Genomic DNA, 15,819 nt, shown 5'->3' with positions numbered 1-15,819 from the left:
TTATTGCATTTATAAACAGTTGAAAGGAGCCAAAGTATGACTATCGACTTTCAAGCTATAAAGGACATTGTGCTTATTACGGTGCCTATTATAACGGCATATCTTACATATCGCTCCAACAAAAAGTCAAAGAAAGAATTGAATGATGAACTTGAAGTCCGACTTAGGGAGCAGGATAACGAGACTGCTAATGAAATCAAAAAGATGCAAAAGCAGATGGAAGTCCGTAACATGGAAAGCAGTTGGGACAGTAGCACCCCTACAACTCAAAAGTATCTGGAGGAAGTGGGCCATAAACGATGCGGGAATGTTATGAACCTGCAAAGTCTTATTCCCCCAGTCCGATGGGAAGTTGAACAAAGCTACGATTTAGGTGAGTTGAAAATGATTAGAGAAATGCTCCTAAAAATTGAACTTCCTTTTGATGAAGAACATCTTTTGCCGCATGAAATTCCACAGTTAATTCAATTCAAAAAGCTACTCTCTTTTCTGGAACAAAAGATTAGTGCCATTGAAAATCAGGAGAATGGATAATGCGGTACATTACTTTGGGACAAACTGTCCCAAAGTCCAAAAATTATTGTAAATAGCAGATATATTACAATCAGAAAATAGATTTAGCAAAGGAGTAATGTCAAATGAGAATGGGTGAGGGACGAGAAACATTTAATAGATTGCTTAATTGGGATAGAGGGCAAGCGCCTTCGGAACGATTGGCAGCCATTATTCTATCAAAAGAGGGCTTTAAGGGGGTTGACCCATCTCATCCGCTCGGAGGTAAAGATGGCCTAAAAGACATGGTATTGTCCTTTAATGGAAAAAGGTGGATTGGTGCAGTTTATTTTCCAAGAGGTCAACAATCATTTTCTGATATAAAGTCTAAATTCACCCATGATTTGTCTGGAATAGACGCAAACAATGCCAATGGGCTTGCTTTTGTTACCAATCAGGAAATACGCCTTTCTGAGCGTAAGATATTAACTGAGATTGCTCCTAAAATTGATGTTCAAATATACCATTTAGAAAGAATTGCATCGCTACTCAATACACCATCTTGCTACGGTATCAGAATGGAGTTCTTAGATATTGAGATGAGCAAGGAAGAACAACTTTCTTTTTTTGCCGATAATGAACAGCGATTATCAAGAATTGAAAGCACATTAGACCAGGTAGCTATCAGTTTGGCAGGATACAAAGTAATATCAGAGCCTGGTGCGCTCAAACCTCAAAGCGATATTGCCGATGATACCTTAGATAATGGTGACTATGAAATAGCTCCGCGTTCTATGGAAGAAGTGGCAGACGTTGCAGAGGAATTTGTCGAAAAAATCTGGTTTGATCGTCACCTGTCACTTCGATATAGGGTTGAACAAGGTATTGAGAATGTTGCCCCCCAAATATGGGCGGGAGCATTGAAGTCGGCGGAAAGAGTAATACGCAAATATGGAGAAGAAAATCTTGGCCCATACAGTGATTTTGAATGGGGGATGCTAAACGGTAAGCTATCCGCACTTAGATGGGTATTAGGCGAAGAATGGGATATGCTTGACACTTAAACAAAAACGGAGAGACGTCGTTATAATGCCTCTCCGCTTTCTATTTTGTTATGTGGGACTTCTCTTCACGATTGTTTTTCAATAAGTCCAAGCAAATCATAAATATCCCAGTACCATAATAGGTTTCCAATCTTCGGAAAATTATTACGCCCCAGTTATATCAATTTCAATAGCATTTCCCCATATATCAGTTGCCTGTATTAACAGTGTTCCGCCTATAAGTCTAAACTTCTGATATTCAAAAGAATATTTGCCATAAAATTCTCTTACAAACGCATTATTTCCTTCGACTACTACATATGAGTTACCCGAATCAATTATCGCAGATATGTAAAGTATGTCATTAAAACGTTCTTTCCCATTGGATGAAATAAGGACGTGCGCTTTATGCCTATAACCGTTACTTTCTCGAAAATTTATGTATCCCCTAATTGCGGCCTGTGAATCCGCCATATCATCTTTTCCTAATTTTTTATTCATATGTGCCCTCCTACATAGTTTCATTAACCACCGTAGTAGGAATTAAGTATAACATATTACCGTCAAATAATCTACTTCTACTTTGGGACAAAATGTCCCGAAGTACGAAAAGCCAGGGAGCGGCACAGCACCGCTCCCCAGCAAATCACAGCTCCACCAGCGCGGAAAGCTGTTTCAGCAAATCAGACAAAGGCCCCCACAAAGCGGAGTAGTCCCGTTGCAGGGCCGATATTTCCTCGGGGTAAATCCCCCCGTAGGTGTTGGCATGGATAGCCACTTGATTGAGATTGTTTGAGCACCGCCGCTGGAGGGACACCAGCTCCCGGACGGGCGCAAGGTCAATTTGGAGCACATAGCCGCAGAGGGCCATCCTCCGCATATACGCGCCCATGTTGCGGATGCCCGCCTGGGCCATGCGTTCCCGGATAAGCGCCTGCTCTTCCTCGGACACCATCACATGGAGATGGACGGGGCGGCGGCGCTTTTTTCCGGCCACGTTACCTATCGCCCCGGTCGGGCGCGTTCCGTTTGGGCGCGGCGGGGGCCTGCCGTTCCCCGGCCAGTTTCCCGGCCTCCCGCAGTTGGGCGGCAATCGGGGCCTTTTCCTGCCGGGCCTGCCTGCGTTCAGCGGCGGCCCGCTGGAGCTCCACCCCACGGGCACACTCGGCCAGCCGTTCCGGGGAAACAAATTCTTTCACCACATAGCACCCAAAATCCGGGTAAAACCATGTCAGCCGCTTTCCATCAGGGACGCGGCCCTCGTCCTCCCATTTCCCCACCACCTGGGCCTGGGCATCCATCAGCCGCCGCATATCCGGGTTATCACGGGATGGCTTGAGCTCGTAATTATAGAGCTCCTTTTCCGTGAGCGGCTGGGCATAGGCCAGCTCGCCCCATGCAAGCCGGGTATCATGCTCCACCCAAATCCGGCCCTCGTAGTTTTCAATCCGGATGGGCGGGTTTTCCTTGCCATTGGGGAACGTGCCGATGTCAACGGGCCGCTGGGTAGAATAATACTTGTATTCCTGCGCTTTTTCCAAAGTTACCTCCTCTCAGATGTTAGCTTTTAGGCCGGGAAACGGGGGCCGGACATAGAAACATACCGGGCCCCCATGAACCGCGCCCGGAAAGCCTTGATACAAGCGGGTTTTCAAGCGGCAAAAGCTAACAGTCCAGCCGCCTTTTCCGCATATAGCCGCGCTGGCGTTTCCGCCGCGCATTTTCGGCGCAGGCCGCCGAACAGAACGCCCTTTTCCCCTCCGGCGCAAAGAGCCGCCCGCAGACGGCGCAGGGCCGCAGGCCGGGGGCCGGGCCGTCAGTCAGCGCGGCCTCCAATGCGGGATTTAAGGGGAGCACCGCCTCCCGGAAGTAGCGGCAATAAGCCCCCGTCCAGCATTTCCCCAGCATATAGCACTCGCAGTCAAGGGGCAGACAGCCATATTCCCGGTCATAGTTGGCGCACCATTTCACTACAAGGGAGCGGATAGCGGCCTTTTCCTCACGGGTCAGCTCGCGCAAAATATCACCTCCCGCCCGGTTTTTTCAAAAGGCTCTGAAAGCAGGAGCCGCAGGGGATGCCGCGCCAGTAGGGACAGCCACAGCACCGGGAGCCCTCCCGGGGCTGTTCCGGGCGGGGAGCCCGGGGCCGGGGGCGGCGTTTCATTTCCCGTTCCAAAGGGTTCGATGTGAAATTCATTCTCCGTCCTCCTTTTCTTCTTCCTCATCCCACGGGGGGAGGTCGTCATACTCACCGCCGCCATAGTCCTCGCCGTATTCCCCGGCCTCTTCAAAATCCTCGCCGGGAGCGGCGGCCTGCTGTTTGGGGCGGTAAATCTTGAAGTACCACCCGGCCCCGCCGCCGAGGGCCAGCACCGCCAGCACCAGCAGGAGCGTCCCCGCCCCGCCGGATTTTTCCGGCTCCGGCTCGGTAGCAGGTTCGGGCTCCGGCTCCGGGAGCGGTTCGGGTACGGCCTCCGGGGAGGGCTCCGCAAGGGCCATCAAATCGGCCACGGTGACGGCGTTCAGGAAGTACACATTTTCCGTCTCCCGCTGGCGGTCAATCACCAGATAGAACACGGACTCGTCCGCCGCCATGATGGTGAAGAACTCCTTGCCGTCCCCGTCCGTGGCGTTATCCACCATCGTCCCCTGCCCGTCCGGGGTGAACGGGTTGGGCTCGGGTTCCGGCTCCGGGGTGGCCGGGGGCTCCACGGGGTCAAGCCCCTCCCACTCCGGGCCGCCCGTACCGTCCTCCCATTCCTCGCCGCCCCCGGCGTAGGCCGTGGTGGTGATGCCGCACAGCAAAAAAGCGGCGCACAGAGCCGCCGCCACTACACGATATTTTTTTCCTTTCATTCCGCGTCCTCCTTTTCCGGTCCGGCGGACTTCGGGACATTTCGTCCCAAAGTGTCCCCGGCCTTGATGCGCTGGAGCACCAGCGGGAGCTCCTCAAGGGAAATGCTCATGCCCCGCACGATGTCCACGATTTCCTCGTTCTCGGCCTCCTTGTGTTTCTGTTCCAGCTCTTTCAGCCGGGCCTGCTGGTCGCTGATTTTGGCCTTGACCTTTTCCATCTCGGCCATGATTTTTGCGCTCTTGCTTATCGCCATTGAAAACCTCCTTTTCATGGTAAACGCCCGTAGGCGTAGAAGTGGGCCTGCCAGTAACTGCTGTTTAAGTTGGCGTAGCTGATAGGGTCGCCACAGTGCAGCATCATCCCGTCCCCCACATAGATGCCACAGTGGGAGACTCCCGGGGTGTCATAGGTTCCCTTGAAAAATACCAAATCGCCGGGGCGGGGGGAGCTGGTTCTGGTGCAGATGTTGTAGAGCCCCTGGGCCCCCAGCCGCCCCACGTTCCAGCCGGAATGATTGACTACCCACGAAACAAAGCCGGAGCAGTCAAAGGACGTGGCCGGGGAGCTCCCACCCCATACATAGGGATAGCCGAGGTATTTCTCGGCCTCGGAGAGCATCGCCGCGAATGTTTCATCGTCCAGATATTCCCCCGGCACTTCGTAGCCCTCTGGCGGGTTGGTGTATTTCCCCACATAGGACGAGCCGGGAAAGAGGTCAGGGCGGTTCCCCAGCGTAGCCATGTAGAGGGAATACCGGGAAACCTTGTCCTCCCCCATGATGTACACCGGGAGATGGGAAAGGTTGAAGTTATCCAGCGTCACAGTGCAGATATAATAATCGTAATACACCCGGTAGCTGTCGGTGTGGGTGTTGCCCTCCTCGTCCGTCCATGTATCCGTTTCGATGTAGTACCGTCGCTCCTTTACCACGTTCTCTGTCAGCGTGTACTGGCGGTCAAAGAGCATCCGCAACGTAGGCTGGACATCCGCCAGCGTCCACTCGCCCTCATGCCATGCGCTCAATAAGGAAATCAGCACATAGGGGTCGTGCTCGATAGCGTCTAAATCAAAATGGTACTCGTCATAGTCGTGTGTGCTTTCGTAGGTATTGAGATAATTCTGGAGCTCCGCCTCCAGCGAACAATAAGCGGCCTCGGCCCCCAGCATATCCCCGTCCTCGGCGGGGTAGGTGGTGGCCCCCACCGCGCCTGCGGCGGCGTTCCCCAAAGAGACGAGGGAGGACGCGCAGGACTGGAGGGATAAAACGAGCACCACGCAGGCCAGCGCGATAAGCGCCCCCACGGGATGCCGTTTCACGAAAGCCACAGCCCGCTCCGCCAGCTTTTCCGTAGCGGCGGCAGTCTTTTCGGCGGCCTTTGCCCCTTGTTTAGCGGTCTGTTTCGCCGCCTGCCTCGCTTGTTTGGCGTACTGCTTTTTCAGCTTTTGCTTGTGCCAGTAGCGGGTGACAACATTCTTTGAAAGCTCCGGGTTTTCCTGGGCAGCCACCCGGAACTGGTAGTCGGCCCGGGCCTTGATGTACTGCGCCTCCGCCTTATGGACGGCCCGGGCCGGGTGCTCCCGGATGCGCTTTTTTGCGTACCGCGTCCCCTGCCGCAGAACGGCCTCGCCCACAAGCTCGGAGCGGTGGGCCCCCTCGGTTCCCACGTTCTCATGCTCCACCTCGTAGACCTTGCCATGCACAAAGCCGTGGACGTTCCACCCGGCGGCCCCCAGCGCCCGGCGCACCGGGCCCCTGGGTTTCGGGGGCTTTTTCCCGTCCAGCTTTTTCCGGGCCCGGTTCAGCTTGTCCTCCCGCCGCTCCATGCGGAGCTTGGACTTGCTGATTTTCTCTTGTTCGCTTTCCATGCGGAACTTTGATTTTTTGGTTTTGGGGCCCTTGGGGGACTTTGGGACATTTTGTCCCGAAGTGCCTTTGTCCCCGGCAGGCCCGGCGCTATTCGTTCCTCTGTTCATTGGCTATGTCCTCCGGGCGGGTGGTGAGCAGGTTATAAATCTCACCTTTGGGGAAACGGTCAACAAAGGGTATCGTCACATTCCCATAGAACAGCAGGCCCTCGCCGGAGTTGCTGTGGGTGATGTAGGAAAGCTGGTGCTCGCTGATACCGAGCTGTTTTGCGATGATGGCCCGGTCACTCTGGGCCTGGGAGAGCAGGACGAGAAAGTCGGTGTTATCCAGTATGTTCTCAATCTCCCGGCTGGCCAAAAGGTCTTTCACGTTCTGCGTGAGGGCCGAGGGCACACAGCCCTTTTTGCGGAGCATCTTCCACACCGCCACAAAGTAGCTGGCGGTCAGCGGGTCGCGGAGCAGGATGTGGAACTCGTCAAAGTAGCACCATGTCGCCGAGCCGTTCTGGTAGTTGGTGTTCACCGCCGAGGTGACAAACTCGTTGGTGACGTGCATCGCAATCTTGCGGAGGTTCTCCCCCAGCCCTTTCAGCACAATGCACACCACCCGGGAGCTCAAGTCCACGTTGGTCGGATGGTTGAACAGATTGAGGGAGCCCGTACAGTAGAGCTCCAGCGCAGTCGCCACACGCTTTGCCTCCGGCTCCGGCTGTTTGAGTAATTCCTCGTACAAGCTCTGGAGCAAAGGCATCTTTGCGCCCTCCAGCCCCAGCGCAAGCTCCCGGTACACCAGCCGCACACAGCGGTCAATCACGGTCTTTTCGATAGGTTGCAGGCCGTCCTTACCGCCTACCACCAGCTCACAGAGGGAAAGCAGAAAATCCGCTTTCATGGAAAGGGGGCTGTCCTCGTCATTCAAACCGATTTCAATATCCATCGGGTTGATGTGGTGGGGGCTGTCCGGGGCAATCTCAATGACCTGCCCGCCCAGCCGCCGCACCAGCGGGGAATATTCCCCCATTGGGTCAACGATAACGATGCGGTCTTGGGTCGCCAAAAATACGTTTATCAATTCCCGCTTGGCGGCAAAGCTCTTGCCGGAGCCCGTAGAGCCGAGGTACATCCCGTTTGCGGATTTCAGCTTTTTCCGGTCTGCCATGATGACGTTGTGGGAAAGGGCGTTCATGCCGTAGTAGAGGGCCTGCCCGCCCATACGGAGCTCCCTGGTCATAAAGGGAATGAAAATCGCCGTGGAGCTGGTTGTCATACCCCGCTGTATCTGCACGTCATTGTAGCCAAGGGCCAGCGAGGACATAAAGCCCTGTTCCTGCTGCCAGTCCAGTCGCTTTAGGGCGCAGTTGTATTTCTGCGCGATGCCGGAGACGGTGAACACGTCATTTTCCAGCCGCTGGCGGGTGGGGGCAAGGTTGATGACGGTGAACGTCAAAAGGAACATCCGCTCATTCCGTGACTGCAAATCCCCCAAAAGCTCCGCCGCGTCCTTGGAAAAGGTGATAAGGTCGGGGGGAAGTATGTCCATGTCGTACCCGGCGCGGACGGCTTTTTTCTGCTCCTCCACTTTCATCTTGTCAATGTCCGAGATTTTCCCCTTGATGGTCTTTATCGCCTTTAACTGGTCAACGGTCTGGATGTGCATGGTGACGGTGAGCTCCGCGTCCAGCTCTAAAATTTCCCGCAAAAGGCGGTCAGAGAGCTCGGACGCCAAAATCTGGAGATAGGACGCCGCGCCCCAAAAGCCGCCCACCCGGAAGAACCGGGAGCCCCGGAAGTCAAAGCCCCCGCTGGGGGTGATGAAGTCCTTTGTCCCCATCCCCGTTCTGGAAATATCCGCCCACGAAAAGCGGAACGGCTCCCGCCGCCCCGGGTGCATCTGCCCATGCAGGAGGGCCAGCCGCTCCCGCCCGTCCAGCGGGGACGAGGGAACGCCCAGCCGGTGGAGGTTCCCCATCACGTCCGCCTCCACCCGGTCAAGCCGGGGCCGGGCGGCGGCAATCCCCTCGGCGGGTACGCCAAAGGTGATATATTTGGAGCGTTCAATGCCGTTGTTGCTCCGGGCAATCTGGCGTTTGAGCATCCCCACGAACTCGCCCCGGATGCTGTCAAAATCGTCCGCCTGGGCGGGGATGTTCACATGGTAGCGGCTGGTGGAGTGGGAGCGGCGGTTGATAAAGGAGAGCTGGACGGGGAGCGCGCTGTCGAAGTAGTTGAGGAATGAGCTCCACCCGCTGAATATCGCGGACTGATCCTCGGTGGATGCCACGGAATAATTGATGTCCTCATATTCCACGGTCTTTGTGTAGAGCCCGCCGGGGATCTGGCACACGCCGTCCGGGTGCATCGCCACATAGGGGATGGACTGCTGGGCGGATAAGGCCGCCTTATTCTTTCTTTTGCTTTTTCGGTTTTCCATTCACTGCCTCCTTTCCCGCCTGCCCGGTAAAGGGCGCGTAGATGTTCCCGGTCTTGTACGGCCTCACGCCGGGCCGCAGGTACTTGGCCCGGATGATGTTCTTTACCACCTTTTCCAGCGGCAGGCCGTCTTTTTCGTACATCGCCAGCAAAAACGCCGGGAGCATGATGCCCAGCATCAGGAACAGCGCCGCCGTGTTTCCAAACGAGCTCCGGGCCAGCAGGTAGGAGGGGACTCCCACAAGGGCCGCGCCGCCGAAACACACAAGCTGGCGTTTTGTCAGGTTGAAAGCAATCTTTGTCTTGATTTTCGATAGGTCGTTAGGTACGTTCACATAGGGCATTTTCAAGCCTCCTTTCTTTGGGACAAAATGTCCCGAAGTCCCTCGGTGGGCTCCACCTCATTCCCCCACACGTCCCAGCCGGGGGCCGTCTGGCGGGCGAACAGCTCCACCCGGGGCACGTCCCCCATAAGGGCCACGATTTTCTCCCGGGCCTCGTCCGGCTTTTTGCTGTGGCCCTCGATAGGGGAGATAATGAACTGGTGGACGTTGGGGGCCTTTCGCCGGGGATGCCCACGGGTCGCCAGCAGGCACACCTCCGCGTTGGCCCGCGTCCAAAAGCCCAGCCCGTAAAACCAACTGTCCGCCTTTTTGTTCTTTTTCAGCCAGACAAAGCCCACGGACTTATACTGGAAGCCCCACGCCTTGATGAGCCGCAGGGCCTCCGGGAGCTGGGGGAACGTGGCCCACAGAAAAAGAACGCTGTCCGGGGCCGCCAAATCCGCCACGGGCAACGCGCATAATTCCTCAATCCCCATTGTGGGGTAGTGCCGCTCCGCCGCACCTTGCAGGCCCTTTTGGGCGTACCGCCAGGGCGGGTCGGCGTATATCACGGAATACTTACCGATAGTCACACCCCCTTTCCGCCAGCGGCCACAGCCGCTCGCGCCTGCTCGATGCGCTCCGTGGCCGGGCCGTAAAAGGCCGGGGCCGTCTCAAAGCAGATAAATTCCCGGCCCGTATTGACGGCGGCCACCGCAGTCGTGCCGGAGCCCGCGCAGATGTCCGCCACCACCTCGCCGGGGGCGGTGTAGGTCTTTATCAGATACTCACACAGCTCCACGGGCTTCTGCGTGGGGTGGACGGTATGGGCCACGGTCTGGAATGAAAGCAGGTTCCCCGGGAACCGCCGCCCGTCCTCCGAGCCGCTGCCGGAGCGGACGAACTTCCCATAGTTGGGGCTCTGGTCGCGGTGGGACGCGATTTTCTTATAGGGCTTGCCCTGCTCAAACTGCGGATTGTAGAGGGGGAGCTTTTGGTAAAACACTAAAATATTCTCCGTCTTTTTCAGCGGGGCGCGGCGGGCGTTGAGAAATCCCGTACAGCGGCTCTTATACCACACCCACTCATAGCGGAGCATGGAGAGGTTGGATGCGCCGAGGATTTTGTCATAGGGGCACTGGGCGAAGAACAGCACCGCCCCGGAGGGCTTGACCGCCCAGCGCACCGCCTCCCACAGCTCCGGGAGGGGCAAAGGCACATCCCAATAGTTGCGGGTCGTGCCGTAGGGCGGGTCGGTCAGAAGCATATCTACCGAGTGCTCCGGGAGGGAGCGCAGGCCCGCGATGCCGTCCATAAGGTAGAGCCCGGAGGGTTCCGGGTTAAGGTTCGGGACATTTTGTCCCAAAGCCGGGCTATCTGCCATCCCGTCCCTCCTTTCCCTTTGCCGGGGCGGAGCGGGCGGCATTTTTCTGCGCGGCCTCCTTTCCCGCCTTATCCATCTGCTCCCGGATGGGCGCGGGGCGTACCGCCTCAGCCCGGGCGATAAGTTTCTCAACCGCCGAATGGTACGCCTCCACCCCCGCCGCATTCAGCCGCTCCTGGGTGGCCCGGTCATTGATACGCACCGTGGCCCGGTAGCCCGTCCTGCTGGTGGGGTCGGGTTTTGAGGGCGCACCTAAGAAAATGCCGTTCTGCCCGTTCACCACCTTGAAATCGTCCACCACCACGCCGCCGAAGTTGACGCTGGCAAAACCAATCAGCTTGCCCTGGGGCTCAATGGGCCGCACCGACACCTCGATGGGGATGACAGTCTCCTGCAGAACAGCGTCCGTCCGCATCTTTACCGCTTCGTCAATGGTAACGCCCTTGACCTCGGCCAGCTCCGCGATGGGAGACTCGAACAGCCAGCGGCGCTCCTCGGCGGCAATCTGCTCCGGGGTAAGTAATACGTCGTTGCTCAAATCTTCTTCCTCCTTTCCGGGCCGGGGGATGACCGCCCCGCCCATATAGTCGTAGCCTGCCGCGTGTATCGCGGACAGGGTTTCCGCTGATACCGCCCCATGCAGTTGCAGGTCGGTTTCAGCCATGAACGCCAGCATATCCCGCTGGTCAAATTCCTCCGGGAGCTTTCCGCCCCATGCCCGGCGCATTTCACCCTCCGGGCCCAGCTTGTACCGTCTCGGCATATCCGGCCTCCTTTCCCGGACTTTGGGACAAAATGTCCCGAAGTGCCGCTAAATCAGTGGGCCCCGAAGATGCTCCGGGCGATTGTCCCGGTCTTGAACAGCATGAAGCAGAGGAGCACCGTATAGCCCACGGTTCCCCATATCGCGCCGATGGGGTCGCCCCCGGCGGCGATGCCCTGCACCAGCACCGCATAGATGCCGACACAGACTAAAATCAGCATCCCTTGAAAGCCCACGGCAAAAAGGGATTTTAAGTAGTTCTGGCCCATGCCGCCCACCTCCCGGTTGGAGAGGGTCGCCACGGGGATGGGCGCAAGGCTGGTCAGCAAATATATTTCTATCATTCTTCCGTACACCAGCACGAAAATGATGATGCCCAGCGCCTGCATGGTGAGCCCGATGACCGAGGACTGGAGCCACAGCCCTAAAAGCGGCCCCAAATCCATCCCCTCCAGCGTGGTCTGGAGGTTGCTTAACATATCCGGGGAAACCGCCGTGGAGCCCTGTATCAGCCCGGCAGAACGGGAAATCACGCTCTGCGACACGTCAAAGACGGCCATCACGATATTGAACGTGTTGGAAAGTATCAGCACCGCGCACGCGGTCTTGAACATCCATTTGTAGAGGTTCGCCACGTCAACCTCGTGCATATTGTTTTTTTCAAGAAGCATCTGGATGAGCTCATAGGTGGCTACAAAGGTCAGCACCAGCCCGGCGATGGGTAAAATCACCGTCTCGGAAAGCTGGCGGATGAGGGAGAAAACCCCGGCGTTCCATGCCGCCGGGGTCGTCCCTACCTGCACCGCAATCTCTCCGACCTGGGCATTGACGGTATCAAAGAGCCCCTCAAGGTTCCCCATGATGCCGCCAATCAGCAGCTCTTTCAGCCAGTCCGTGAGCCAGTCGGTGAGAAAGTCCATAAGCCGCCGCCCTTAAAACAGCCCCGACAGCAGGGGGATGAGTGTCGTGCCGATGACGATAATGCCGCCGCCCGCCATGAGCTGTTTCATGCCTTGACTTTTTGAGCCGGGGTTGTCCGAGCCATAGCCCTCCAGCAGATTAACAACGCCCCAAACGCCGAGGCCCGCGCCCAGCGCGATAACAAGGGTCTGCAAAGTGGTGATAGCGGATGCGAAAAATGCCATATAGTCCTCCATTTCTCCGGGATTTTCCCGGGCACAGGAAAAGCCGCCCGGTGTAGGCGGCAGGTGACACTTCGGGACAAAATGTCCCAAAGCTATACAAAAGCGTCCGGGTCGTCCAAATCGTCATAGTTGAGGATGTCCTCGTCCTCGCCTATGGGCGTTCCGTCCGGCACAGCCGCCTCGTATACGGTGTACTGCTCGTTGGGATTGAGCGTTTTCATGCGGCGGCAGATAAGCCGCTCCAGCGAAAAGGTGTTTTTCTTCTTGTCCGCCTCCGCCGTGTATCGGTAGTTGGGGTGCTGTTTCAAATCGTATTTCCGGGAGTAGAACGGCGGCAGGCCCCGCAGTTGCAGGATGCACCTGTCGCCGGGCATGGTGGCAAGTTCGGCGGGGGTCATAAGCTCCCGGCCCAGCCGCTGGGTGTTCTGGTTGTAGCTTTCGGACTGCCCTCGGGAGCGGCCCTCCGTCTGCATGGAGATGGTGGCCTTGCCCAGCCAGTTTTCCGATATTTCCTTGATGGTGCTGGCCTCCCGGCCCCCGAGGAACACCACGCTGTCCATGTTGCCTAAAATAGTTTCCGCGTTTTTATCGTAGATGGCCTTACATTGGGCCAACTGCTGGTAGAACAGCGTCAGGCTCACCTCCCGGGAGCGGATGACCGCCACCAGCTTTTCGAGGTTGGGCACTTGCCCGGTGTTGGCGGCCTCGTCCCACAGCACCCGCACATGATGGGGCAGGCGGCCCCCGTGTACGTTGTCCGCCCGTTCACAGAGAAGATTGAACATCTGCGAAAAGGCAAGGGCCACGATAAAGTTATAGGTGGTGTCGGTATCACTGATGATGAAGAACGCCGCCGTCCGTCTGTCACCCAGCTTGTCAAGCTCCATCTCGTCATAGCTCATAATCTCCCGGAGTTGCGGGATGTCAAATGGGGCCAGCCTTGCGCCACAGCTAATAAGTATGCTCCGCGCCGTCTTGCCGCTGGCCAGCTTGTACTTTTTGTACTGCTTGACCGCGAAACAGTCCGGCTTGCGCTTTTCCAGCCCGGCGAACATATAGTCCACCGCGTTCATAAAGTCGTCATCGTCCTCCTTGACCTCCATGCCGGAAATCATGTCTACAAGGGTATTCATGTTTTTATCCTCGTCCGGGCCCTCGAAGATGATATAGGCGATAAGGGCGCAGTATAGGAGCGTTTCTGATTTCGTCCAGAACGGGTCGCCCTCCTTGCCCTCGCCTTTGGTGTTGGCTATTAAGGTATTGACGAATTTCAAAATGTCGGCCTCGTTGCGGATATAGGCCAGCGGGTTGTAGTGCATGGAGCGGGAAAAATCAATGCTGTTAAAAACCTTGATTTTATATCCCTTTTTCCGTTGCAGGAAAAAGCCCGCCTGCTCCAGCACCCCGCCTTTTGGGTCTACCACCACATAGGAGGAATGGGCCTGGAGTAATTGCGGGGTAAGCCAGAACCGGGTCTTGCCGGAGCCGGAGGAACCGACAACACAGCAATTCAGGTTCCGGGCGTTGGCGGGGACGGCGGGCCGGGTGTTGGTGGTGAGAAACTCCGTCCCGGTCAGAATGATGTTGTTCTCAAACCTGGGGTCGGTGAACGGCTTGATGTCCTTTTCCGTTCCCCAGCGGGCCGAACCATACTCTTCATCCCGGCGATATTTTTGGGCTTTTTTGCTTTTCTGATAGATAATCAGCCGGATCGCCACAGCCCCCGCGATGCCAGTGAGCCAGTCAAAAGGATTGAGCCCCGGCGCGAAGTCGGCAAAGGCCGGGCCGAGGGCCGCCACCATCCCCACCAGCTTGTGGGCCAAATCCGCCCCCGCCGCCAGACGGTAGGCCGTCCCCACCTTTAGGCAGGCCCAGCCGATGAACAGATAGGGGAGGTTCGGCAAAAGGTACTTTTTCAGCTTATCTGTCCTCATGGGCGGCCTCCTTTACACGCTCTTTCTTGTGGGCGGGGTTATGCAGTATCTCGGCGGCGGCCCGTTTGAGCTGTTCCCGGATGGGTACGCGGTCAGTCTTTGCCTTGTCCAGCACCCGGCGGGAATACTCTCCGAAACAAGCGGTGATTGCGTCCGCCTGCCCGCTCTTGAAGAACAGCAGATACTTGTCCGGCCCGGTCTTGTAAAAGGCATAGTCAACATTCCACTTCCGGGCCACCCGGTCAAATTCCTTTGGGGCCCCGGTGAGCTCGATGCTGTTTGTGGCCGCGCCGTGGGCCATGAGCTTTTTCACGGACTGCCTGCCGTGGGGCGTCTGGTGGGCCCGGCGTTCCTTTTGTATCTTCCGGCCAGCCGCCCGGAGCGCATAGGCCAGCACCCGGGCCGTCAGCTTTCCCGTCCGCATGGATAACGCGATAGTGCGCCGGGAAACATCCTCGTCAATCAATCAAAACCGCCTCCTTTCATGGGGGATAGGCCCTCCGGCCTTTGGGACAAAATGTCTCGAAGTCACCGCTCCTCCCGGTTTGTTTCCGGGTGCTTGCGTTCAGCCGCCAGAGAGGAACGGTCAATCACTTCCTTGTAGGCAGCCATCTGCTCCCGGATGGAGAGCCGGGGGAGGGCAAAAACCTTGTGCTCCTTGGGAATATCCTCTATCCCGTGGTAGACTTCCTTAATATCGCCCGTCTGGACGATATAGCCGCCGGGGGCAAGGTGGCCGTCCTCGTTGATGGATATGTCCCGCCCGTATGCCTCATAGTCAAAGTAGTCTTTCAGCTCGGCGGGTATCGGCAAATCCTCTGCATAGCAGCGGCCCAAATCTTCCTCGCTTTCAATATCCGGGTAAAATTCAAAGCAGTCCAGATTTTCCGCAAGGTTGATGATGTCCGCCACGCTGGAGGTATGCGCCCCCATATGGAGTGCGGCCTCGAATTTTTCAATCTCGCTTTGGGGGAGCTCCGAGAGCAGGCAGGCCAGATGGTTCAGCTCGTCCAGATTTTCATACTCGCCCAGATAGTCATAGAGCCCCAGCACATCGCCGTCAAAGCTGGTGATGAAAAATTCCTCGTAGCGTATGCCGTCCACGCCGATATTCTTTAACAGCGCCTCCACCGCCTGGGGGCTGGTGGGGAATTTCAGCGTTTCCCCCACCAGCTCGCCCTCGTTGTATTTCCCCAGATTGGTGATGTACGCCTCGAACAGCGCGGCCACGTCAGCGGCGGCCCTGGCCCTTGACGGTCAGGATGCCCTCAAGGGTGGTGGCGGTGATGCCCAGCCGCTGGGCCACGGCGATGTCGTTCTTCATGGACTCGGTGACGGTATGCCCGCACACCACCAGCACCCGGGAGCGGCGGAGCAGGTCGCGGCCAATGTCGATGCTGCTCTTGTGCTCCTCGGGAACCGCGTCATTGAGGAAAAGGGGCAGGAACAAGGCCGGGCAGATAGGGGCAAAGCCCGCATCGTAGACCGCCCGGCAGTACTGCGCGGCCAGCTCCGCATTTTCCGTATCGCCGCCATACCAAGCGGCGGTGATGTAAGCAAGGGGTCGTTTCATAGTCGTTTA

The 15,819-nt window shown here is 57.0% G+C and carries 20 protein-coding genes; 2 read left to right on the top strand and 18 right to left on the bottom strand.

The annotated features are described in order from the left end of the window. Positions 1 to 36: 36 nt before the first annotated feature. Both V1225_RS08825 and V1225_RS08820 read left to right on the top strand, forming a co-directional pair. Positions 37 to 534: a hypothetical protein gene (locus V1225_RS08825; RefSeq protein ID WP_285828426.1), complete on the top strand. Its 498-nt coding sequence runs from the start codon at positions 37 to 39 to the stop codon at positions 532 to 534. A gap of 104 nt (positions 535 to 638) precedes the next feature. After that, complete coding sequence (locus V1225_RS08820) at positions 639 to 1,556, top strand: hypothetical protein (RefSeq protein ID WP_338546160.1); 918 nt, start codon at positions 639 to 641, stop codon at positions 1,554 to 1,556. Positions 1,557 to 1,700: 144 nt separating this feature from the next. Here V1225_RS08820 and V1225_RS08815 read toward each other — a convergent pair whose 3' ends face one another. From V1225_RS08815 to V1225_RS08730, 18 genes are all read right to left on the bottom strand, one after another. Beyond that, positions 1,701 to 2,036 (bottom strand): hypothetical protein, encoded by a 336-nt coding sequence (locus V1225_RS08815; protein ID WP_285828424.1) that lies wholly within the window; start codon positions 2,034 to 2,036, stop codon positions 1,701 to 1,703. Between the two features lie 145 nt (positions 2,037 to 2,181). Further along, positions 2,182 to 2,490 carry a plasmid mobilization relaxosome protein MobC gene (locus V1225_RS08810; protein WP_338548170.1) on the bottom strand — a complete coding sequence of 103 codons (309 nt, stop codon included), beginning with the start codon at positions 2,488 to 2,490 and terminating at the stop codon, positions 2,182 to 2,184. 43 nt (positions 2,491 to 2,533) lie between these two features. Then, positions 2,534 to 3,076, bottom strand: a complete 543-nt coding sequence (locus V1225_RS08805; protein WP_338546157.1) for a hypothetical protein — start codon at positions 3,074 to 3,076, stop codon at positions 2,534 to 2,536. Between the two features lie 124 nt (positions 3,077 to 3,200). Next, positions 3,201 to 3,557: a cysteine-rich VLP domain-containing protein gene (locus tag V1225_RS08800; protein WP_040438453.1), complete on the bottom strand. Its 357-nt coding sequence runs from the start codon at positions 3,555 to 3,557 to the stop codon at positions 3,201 to 3,203. A gap of 171 nt (positions 3,558 to 3,728) precedes the next feature. Further along, on the bottom strand, positions 3,729 to 4,391 hold the full coding sequence (locus tag V1225_RS08795) for a CD1107 family mobile element protein (RefSeq protein WP_338546155.1): 663 nt from the start codon (positions 4,389 to 4,391) through the stop codon (positions 3,729 to 3,731). Next, the gene (locus tag V1225_RS08790; RefSeq protein WP_338546154.1) at positions 4,388 to 4,645 is read right to left on the bottom strand and encodes a DUF4315 family protein; all 258 of its coding nucleotides are present in this window, start codon (positions 4,643 to 4,645) and stop codon (positions 4,388 to 4,390) included. The genes V1225_RS08795 and V1225_RS08790 overlap by 4 nt, the downstream gene beginning before the upstream one ends. 14 nt (positions 4,646 to 4,659) lie before the next feature. Further along, complete coding sequence (locus V1225_RS08785; protein WP_338546152.1) at positions 4,660 to 6,366, bottom strand: C40 family peptidase; 1,707 nt, start codon at positions 6,364 to 6,366, stop codon at positions 4,660 to 4,662. After that, positions 6,347 to 8,689: a VirB4-like conjugal transfer ATPase, CD1110 family gene (locus tag V1225_RS08780; RefSeq protein ID WP_350339721.1), complete on the bottom strand. Its 2,343-nt coding sequence runs from the start codon at positions 8,687 to 8,689 to the stop codon at positions 6,347 to 6,349. Before V1225_RS08780 ends, V1225_RS08785 begins: the two co-directional genes overlap by 20 nt. After that, entirely contained in the window at positions 8,658 to 9,032 is a 375-nt protein-coding gene (locus tag V1225_RS08775) for a PrgI family protein (RefSeq protein ID WP_066535556.1), read from the bottom strand. Before V1225_RS08775 ends, V1225_RS08780 begins: the two co-directional genes overlap by 32 nt. Positions 9,033 to 9,034: 2 nt before the next feature. Next, positions 9,035 to 9,604 carry an MT-A70 family methyltransferase gene (locus V1225_RS08770; protein ID WP_338546150.1) on the bottom strand — a complete coding sequence of 190 codons (570 nt, stop codon included), beginning with the start codon at positions 9,602 to 9,604 and terminating at the stop codon, positions 9,035 to 9,037. Then, a complete protein-coding gene (locus V1225_RS08765; protein ID WP_338546149.1) occupies positions 9,601 to 10,395 on the bottom strand; it encodes a site-specific DNA-methyltransferase in 795 nt (264 codons plus the stop codon). Before V1225_RS08765 ends, V1225_RS08770 begins: the two co-directional genes overlap by 4 nt. Continuing rightward, positions 10,385 to 11,158 (bottom strand): septation protein SpoVG family protein, encoded by a 774-nt coding sequence (locus tag V1225_RS08760; RefSeq protein ID WP_338546147.1) that lies wholly within the window; start codon positions 11,156 to 11,158, stop codon positions 10,385 to 10,387. The genes V1225_RS08765 and V1225_RS08760 overlap by 11 nt, the downstream gene beginning before the upstream one ends. A gap of 53 nt (positions 11,159 to 11,211) precedes the next feature. Next, the gene (locus tag V1225_RS08755; protein WP_160254814.1) at positions 11,212 to 12,078 is read right to left on the bottom strand and encodes a VirB6/TrbL-like conjugal transfer protein, CD1112 family; all 867 of its coding nucleotides are present in this window, start codon (positions 12,076 to 12,078) and stop codon (positions 11,212 to 11,214) included. 12 nt (positions 12,079 to 12,090) lie between these two features. Next, a complete protein-coding gene (locus V1225_RS08750) occupies positions 12,091 to 12,303 on the bottom strand; it encodes a Maff2 family mobile element protein (RefSeq protein ID WP_016316823.1) in 213 nt (70 codons plus the stop codon). Positions 12,304 to 12,395: 92 nt separating this feature from the next. Then, on the bottom strand, positions 12,396 to 14,237 hold the full coding sequence (locus tag V1225_RS08745; protein ID WP_338546144.1) for a VirD4-like conjugal transfer protein, CD1115 family: 1,842 nt from the start codon (positions 14,235 to 14,237) through the stop codon (positions 12,396 to 12,398). Continuing rightward, entirely contained in the window at positions 14,224 to 14,703 is a 480-nt protein-coding gene (locus V1225_RS08740) for a PcfB family protein (RefSeq protein ID WP_338546142.1), read from the bottom strand. The genes V1225_RS08745 and V1225_RS08740 overlap by 14 nt, the downstream gene beginning before the upstream one ends. Positions 14,704 to 14,765: 62 nt before the next feature. Further along, a complete protein-coding gene (locus V1225_RS08735; protein WP_338546140.1) occupies positions 14,766 to 15,467 on the bottom strand; it encodes an antirestriction protein ArdA in 702 nt (233 codons plus the stop codon). Between the two features lies 1 nt (position 15,468). Continuing rightward, on the bottom strand, positions 15,469 to 15,810 hold the full coding sequence (locus tag V1225_RS08730) for a hypothetical protein (protein ID WP_016316827.1): 342 nt from the start codon (positions 15,808 to 15,810) through the stop codon (positions 15,469 to 15,471). Positions 15,811 to 15,819 lie beyond the last annotated feature (9 nt).

The sequence above is a fragment of the Emergencia sp. JLR.KK010 genome, assembly GCF_037018265.1.
Lineage (GTDB): Bacteria > Bacillota > Clostridia > Peptostreptococcales > Anaerovoracaceae > Senimuribacter > Senimuribacter intestinalis.
Note: the sequence above shows the minus strand (reverse complement) of the source record. Positions and strands in the feature narration are given on the sequence as shown.

Excerpts from the sequence above, each read along its gene's own strand:
- V1225_RS08825 (WP_285828426.1), top strand. The coding sequence starts at position 37 with ATGACTATCGACTTTCAAGCTATAAAGGACATTGTGCTTATTACGGTG.
- V1225_RS08820 (WP_338546160.1), top strand. The coding sequence starts at position 639 with ATGAGAATGGGTGAGGGACGAGAAACATTTAATAGATTGCTTAATTGG.
- V1225_RS08815 (WP_285828424.1), bottom strand. The coding sequence starts at position 2,036 with ATGAATAAAAAATTAGGAAAAGATGATATGGCGGATTCACAGGCCGCA.
- V1225_RS08810 (WP_338548170.1), bottom strand. The coding sequence starts at position 2,490 with ATGGTGTCCGAGGAAGAGCAGGCGCTTATCCGGGAACGCATGGCCCAG.
- V1225_RS08795 (WP_338546155.1), bottom strand. The coding sequence starts at position 4,391 with ATGAAAGGAAAAAAATATCGTGTAGTGGCGGCGGCTCTGTGCGCCGCT.
- V1225_RS08790 (WP_338546154.1), bottom strand. The coding sequence starts at position 4,645 with ATGGCGATAAGCAAGAGCGCAAAAATCATGGCCGAGATGGAAAAGGTC.
- V1225_RS08785 (WP_338546152.1), bottom strand. The coding sequence starts at position 6,366 with ATGAACAGAGGAACGAATAGCGCCGGGCCTGCCGGGGACAAAGGCACT.
- V1225_RS08780 (WP_350339721.1), bottom strand. The coding sequence starts at position 8,689 with ATGGAAAACCGAAAAAGCAAAAGAAAGAATAAGGCGGCCTTATCCGCC.
- V1225_RS08775 (WP_066535556.1), bottom strand. The coding sequence starts at position 9,032 with ATGCCCTATGTGAACGTACCTAACGACCTATCGAAAATCAAGACAAAG.
- V1225_RS08765 (WP_338546149.1), bottom strand. The coding sequence starts at position 10,395 with ATGGCAGATAGCCCGGCTTTGGGACAAAATGTCCCGAACCTTAACCCG.
- V1225_RS08760 (WP_338546147.1), bottom strand. The coding sequence starts at position 11,158 with ATGCCGAGACGGTACAAGCTGGGCCCGGAGGGTGAAATGCGCCGGGCA.
- V1225_RS08755 (WP_160254814.1), bottom strand. The coding sequence starts at position 12,078 with ATGGACTTTCTCACCGACTGGCTCACGGACTGGCTGAAAGAGCTGCTG.
- V1225_RS08750 (WP_016316823.1), bottom strand. The coding sequence starts at position 12,303 with ATGGCATTTTTCGCATCCGCTATCACCACTTTGCAGACCCTTGTTATC.
- V1225_RS08745 (WP_338546144.1), bottom strand. The coding sequence starts at position 14,237 with ATGAGGACAGATAAGCTGAAAAAGTACCTTTTGCCGAACCTCCCCTAT.
- V1225_RS08730 (WP_016316827.1), bottom strand. The coding sequence starts at position 15,810 with ATGAAACGACCCCTTGCTTACATCACCGCCGCTTGGTATGGCGGCGAT.